Source organism: Lishizhenia sp. (genome assembly GCF_057456495.1).
The window spans coordinates 1-5,798 of record NZ_JBVCPV010000182.1 but is presented as its reverse complement, the minus strand read 5'-3'; the positions used below and the strand labels follow the sequence as shown (position 1 = coordinate 5,798).

3 protein-coding genes are annotated in these 5,798 nt (G+C 36.4%); 1 reads left to right on the top strand and 2 read right to left on the bottom strand.

The features are described from left to right. The coding region (locus AC22ZQ_RS11920; protein ID WP_318958994.1) for a choice-of-anchor J domain-containing protein at window positions 1–1,660 on the bottom strand (1,660 nt) is incomplete at its 3' end. A gap of 417 nt (window positions 1,661–2,077) precedes the next feature. On the opposite strand from AC22ZQ_RS11920, the gene AC22ZQ_RS11915 reads away from it, so the two are divergent. Further along, window positions 2,078–2,812 carry a T9SS type A sorting domain-containing protein gene (locus tag AC22ZQ_RS11915; protein WP_318958993.1) on the top strand — a complete coding sequence of 245 codons (735 nt, stop codon included), beginning with the start codon at window positions 2,078–2,080 and terminating at the stop codon, window positions 2,810–2,812. 401 nt (window positions 2,813–3,213) lie between these two features. Here the strand turns inward: AC22ZQ_RS11915 and AC22ZQ_RS11910 are convergent, their stop codons facing one another. Continuing rightward, entirely contained in the window at window positions 3,214–5,646 is a 2,433-nt protein-coding gene (locus AC22ZQ_RS11910) for a Na/Pi cotransporter family protein (protein WP_318958992.1), read from the bottom strand. Between the last annotated feature and the right edge of the window lie 152 nt (window positions 5,647–5,798).

The window sequence follows — 5,798 nt, the reverse complement described above, 5'->3', positions numbered from 1 at the left end:
TGTTGTTTACAACTGCATCTTCAACACTTGTAGCTCCTGTAATAGAAGTTTCGTAAGCATTGTAAATTTCGTTTGTAGTTGTGTTTACAAAGTAAGCAACAGCGTGCATGTTTCCTGGGAACCATTCAGCGTGGTTGTAGTTGAATGTAAATGTGTGAGAGAAAACATCTCCGTTGTTGATTTGTCCTGCTGGTACAGATCCATCAATACCATTCCACTGATCGTTTGCGATAGCTTCAGCAACGTGATCGTAACCACCGAATACTGTACTAACGTCAACTTGCTGTGGTAAGTTTTGCCAGTTGTACTGATCTCCTTCTGGAGTAGTGTGAGGAACTGGGTTACTTCCTCCCGCGAAAGCGTTTGTTTGCGTCCATCCTGTTCCAGAACCTCTAACGTTATCTTGTACTAAAACAACTCCTAAGTTGAAGTTAGTTCCGTCAAAGTTTGCACCTGAAGTAGTTTCAACCGTAACTGTTAAAGTGTTTCCAACTAAATCAGCTGAAGTAATGTTAACAGAAACTGGAGCAACTAAGTTTTTTCTTGCGTTGAAAGAAGCTTGCATGTTTGCTGCGTGCGCACCTACAGCTCTATCAGCAGCTGCGTATGGGTAACCACCGAAGTCTGGCAAAGCAGATGATTGACTATCGTAAGAAGCGATTGCCATTGGATCTTGGTTGTGAATAGCGATACCGATGAATTTATCTTCAACGTTTCCTACGTTATCCATTGCCGCAGTTCCAGATGGACAGAACTGACACCATGTACCAGTTTTTTCTTCGACCATCACGTACTTGTCAAAAGAAGTATTTACGATTTCTCCAATTACTCCTGTAGCACAATCATTTGTGTTGTCAGCATCACCAGCAACTGTTGCACATACATCTAAAGTGTAAGGTCCGTTTCCTGATAATGGGAAGTTTGTTGGGTGAGTGAAGTTATAAGTTGATCCGTAAGGAATGTTAGCTGTAATAGTAGCTGTAACAGGTCCTGAACCATCGTCATAACTTAAATCGAAAGATGTAATTGTGTTTGCTCCGTTGTTTGTAACAACTCCTTCAATAGGAGCAGAAGCTCCACTTGCAAAATCAGGAAGTGAAACGCTTGTTAAAACGATATCATCACTTGCGATTTGTTCAATTTTAAGGTTGTCAACAAGAACAATGAATTTATCATATGAATCATGGTGTCTAATACCTAAGTATACTGTTTGACCAATGAAAGATGACATGTCGAAAGAGATTTTCTCCCATGCACTTGCTGATGGTGTACCTGTGTAAAGTACTGTACCAGCAGCTAGATCAGCTGCAGTAGAACCTGTTGCAGCGTATACTGTAATTTTATCAAGGTAACTTCCGTCAGCATTTAATGCATCCATTGTAAAGAATACGTTACCTGAAGCAGACGTTAAATCAATTGCTGAAGAAATTAACCAGTTGTCTGGGTCAAATGCAACGTTGTTTTGCCAAGAACGAGAAAGTGCAGCTTTTCCACCTCCACTTAAGTTGGCGTCTTCCCACAAGTTTCCGTCTCCGTCAGCATCAACGTTAGTCCAGTTAGAAATACCGTTTGCTTCGAAATCTTCCTCGAAATAAACAGTTTGTGCACTAGCACCTAAAGCAAAAGCCGTAAGTCCTAATGTAAGTAATGATCTTTTCATGTTTTATAGTTTTAGAATCTAATTCCAACAAATATGGTTAAAAACTTAGCTCATTCCTATTTCTTAAAACTGAAATAATGTTTTAATATAATATTTCTAATAGAGTATATGTTGGACTTTTTTAAGCAAAGAGTTCGTCTATATGTAAGCGTCACTCTCCCTTAAGTGAATACTTAAAACGCCTGTAGTCCTTTGTTTTTAAGGGTTTCTTCAAAATTTTGTTACGGCGTGTAGGTGAGCTTTTACTGTAATAATGTTAATTCAATCAAATTGGATTGCTAAAGAATAGGTAGCTTATTGGAAAGGGAAAACTTTCAAATAGGACTCCTAGATTAACATCCTTTTAACATTAATGATTTAGTTGTTTTACCGTGTTTTTCGTATCTTTAAGACTTAAACAAATAATTGCAGAACTATATGAAAAAAATATTACTCTTAGGATTGTCGCTTTTTAGTGCATATTCCTTTTCTCAAGATATAGGTATTTATGTGGAAAACACCACAGTAAATATCGCAGGAACTGAGACCGTGGTGGTTGTGGAGGATCCAAATAACTGGGAAGGTCACCTTACACTTGACGTCGTAAATGAAGGTTCTACAGATTTAAATGTTACAATTAGACGTGTTCGTATGGATTTCGTTGCGGGTACAGAAGATGCTATTTGTTGGGGGCCAGATCCGTTAACAGGTACATGTTATTCTAAAGAAGACGTTTCTTCTTCAGATGATTGGAGTACAAGTTTGGAAAGCTTAGGAAGTCAAGAAACAGGTTGGTTGGCGCTTTACTATTATGCGAATGATAATAGAGGAGATGCTACTTACAGATACTATGTAATTGATGAAAACGACAATAAATTGGATTCAGTTGACGTAAGATGGGATAGCCAGTCTGTTGGAACAGAAGAAGCTTCAATTCCAGAAATTAGTGTTTACCCAAATCCGGCTCAAAACGTATTGAATGTAAAATTCGATAACAATGGAGAGGATTACGGTTTAAGAATTGTTGATATTTTAGGGAATGTTGTTTTTGATGAGGCAACAATTACATCTGGTAAAATTGATATTTCAAACTTAAACTCTGGTGTTTACTTTTACTCTTTGACGCACAGAGGAGAAGCAGTTAAAACAGACCGTTTAGTAGTTAAGAAGTAGGAATTACTTAGATATAAAATTTGGAGAGTGGTAGCCCTAGGGTTGCCACTTTTTTTATGCCCAAGATTTCACCGATTAACGTAGGGCTAAAGTTAATGGTAAACGATTATAGTTGGATGATGAATGGAGCTGCTTAGGTAATTTACCACTACTTACTTATCCAATGTTTACAATAGAATTGATGCAGCTTTTCATGTATTTATACGTGTATGACAGAAATCCTTTCATGACGCTTTAATTGATGCCTTTAATTGTCTTAGGAAAGAGTTCCGAGTTCGATGTATATGACCTATTTATAGGCACTTCTCTTTAGACCACTTTGGAACATCAAATTAAAATTTAACCCACAAAAAAGCCCTGATAAGTATACTTACCAGGGCTCAATATTAATTGCTTATTGTTTAGATTTCTCCAACAATTGCTTCTGTTACATTAATGATGTGGTCACCAATTTTCTCACAAGAGTAGAAGATATCATTGTAAATCATTCCACTTTGAATATTGAATTCTGGATCTTCCATGTTTTTCAAGTACTCGTTACGTAATTCGTTACGCTTGTTGTTTATTTTGATCTCTGCATTGTTTGCATCAATAATAGAAACACTGTCTTTGTGAGCGTTCAAGTTATTGGTCATTACTTCAAATGCTTCGTCAATTAACTTAAACATCTCTTGAAGATTAGTACGTTGAGTTGGGCTGAACCAAATTTTCTCTACGTCTTTTCTTTCCAAAGTTTTAGAAATCTGGAAGAAGATATCACCAATTCTCTCAAGGTCATTAGCAATACTGTTCATTCCTCTTACACGCTTAGATGCTTCTTCAGTCATTTCACCTTCAGAAACCTTGTTCAAGTAGTTTGCGATTTCGATCTCAACTCTATCTGTAATCGTTTCGTACTTTTCTAGTTTAGCGTATAAGTTGCTCTTTTCTTTTTTGTTTTTCTCCACCAACAATTGTTGTGTGAATTTTGACATTTTAGAAGTGATTCTACCGAATTTAGCTAATTCTTTTTTCGCTTCTAAGATTGAAAGTTCAGGAGTATTTAAAATTCCAGTTCCAATGAAGTCTAAGTGGAATTCTTCGTCCGCTCCTCCTTTAGATTTAACTGTTTTCTCTGCAATTCTTACAATTTGTGGAACAAACCAGATTAAGATGATAACGTTCAACGTGTTAAATACGGTGTGGAATAATGCTAAACCTACTGTAGACTCTTCTGGTGTTGGGTTGTTTACATCTCCTGCTCCGATAAAGAACATGATACCATCTAAGATGAATGGGAATAATACCAATGCCCATGTTACACCAATAATGTTAAATAAAGAGTGAATTCTTGCTGAACGTTTTGCGTGAACGTTACCGATTAACGACGCTAATTCCGCTGTAATAGTAGTACCGATGTTTTCACCTAAGATCATTGCTGATGCAACTTCGAATGGAATAACACCACCAGCAACCATTGTTAATGTTAAGGCCATTGCCGCAGAAGAAGACTGGATAACTACTGTAACCAATGCTCCTAAGAATACGAACATTACAGGACCGTACCATACATCTTTAAAGTCGATAAAGAACTGAACCAATGCTGAGTCTGCTCCTAATTCTGGTACTGAGTGTTTCAATTCTCCTAATCCCATGAACAATAAAGCAAATCCAATGATAGCTCCAGCCCAAGTTTTAGCTTTTGATTTAGAGAAGAATAATAAAGGTGCACCAAAGGCGATAAAGATTAATGCGTAAGAACTTAAACTTACTTTAAATCCAAAGATTAAGATTAACCATCCTGTAATAGTAGTACCGATGTTAGCTCCCATCATAACTCCAGCAGATTGACGCAATGTCATTAACCCTGCGTTTACGAAACTTACCGTCATTACTGTTGTAACAGAAGATGATTGAACAATAGAAGTGATTCCAAATCCTGTTAGTACTCCTTTGAAACGGTTAGAAGTAATAGATCCTAACATGTTTCTTAAACGAGAACCTGCTGCTTGTTGTAAAGATTCAGACATGATCTTCATACCGAAGATGAACATACCTAAAGCACCAATTAATACCAATAATTTAAAGATACCCCATGTTCTTTCTGCACTGAATTTACCAGAGTTAGACCATACTGTGTGGTGCTCATCTAATTGAATTCCTACTTTGTATACGTAGCTTTCTCCACCATCTAAGTTTTTAAAAGAGTAAGAAACTGTATTTAAAGAGATGTCCGGAATAACAACCCATGGAGATTTCTCTGGATCCGCAGCATTCTGCTTTTTACCAATCTTCGTGTTGTATTTTACGATGTAAGAGGCATTTGGGTAATGCTCTTTAATCTTTTCGATTTTATCTAACTCTAATCCCCAGAATATCTTTCCTGCTTCTTCTTTCCCTTTAGCAGAGAAGTTTTCAAAAACAGAAAATGAAAGCGTATTAAAAGTAGCTTCCTCTGAGTTATAAGTAATGTTGTTGGTATCGTTACCTGCTCCTAAGTAGTAATCGTAAAACTTATTTTCTTCTAAATTTTCGATGACCATCTTATCATCAGAAGTAGAGAAGTATTTACTCACCCATTTATCTTCTCCTTCTTTCTTATACTTAATCGCAATATATTGGTCAGAAGTTAAGATGTTATCACTTTTTAAAGTTGTGCTACCGATCTCTAATGGATTGGTAGTTCTTTTATCTTTATAGTTTTTAAAACTAAAAGTTAGATTACTAAAAATGTCTTTGTCTTGTACACTAGGGTTGGCTACCATTGCTGAATCTACAATCGTAGTGTCATTTTGCACAGCGTATCCCATAAAGGAAACGAAGAACAAAGTAATTAGTAAAAATGTATTTTTCATCTTACGCAATTTATTTTGCTGCAAAATTATTCCAAATGAAATGATGGACATTCATTGCAGTGTTACCATTGTGTTAAGAAAACGCATAACATTTGAGAAGGACGCGAAATTGATCACGGTTAAAATAGATCTGAATCCCTTTATTTACAAGG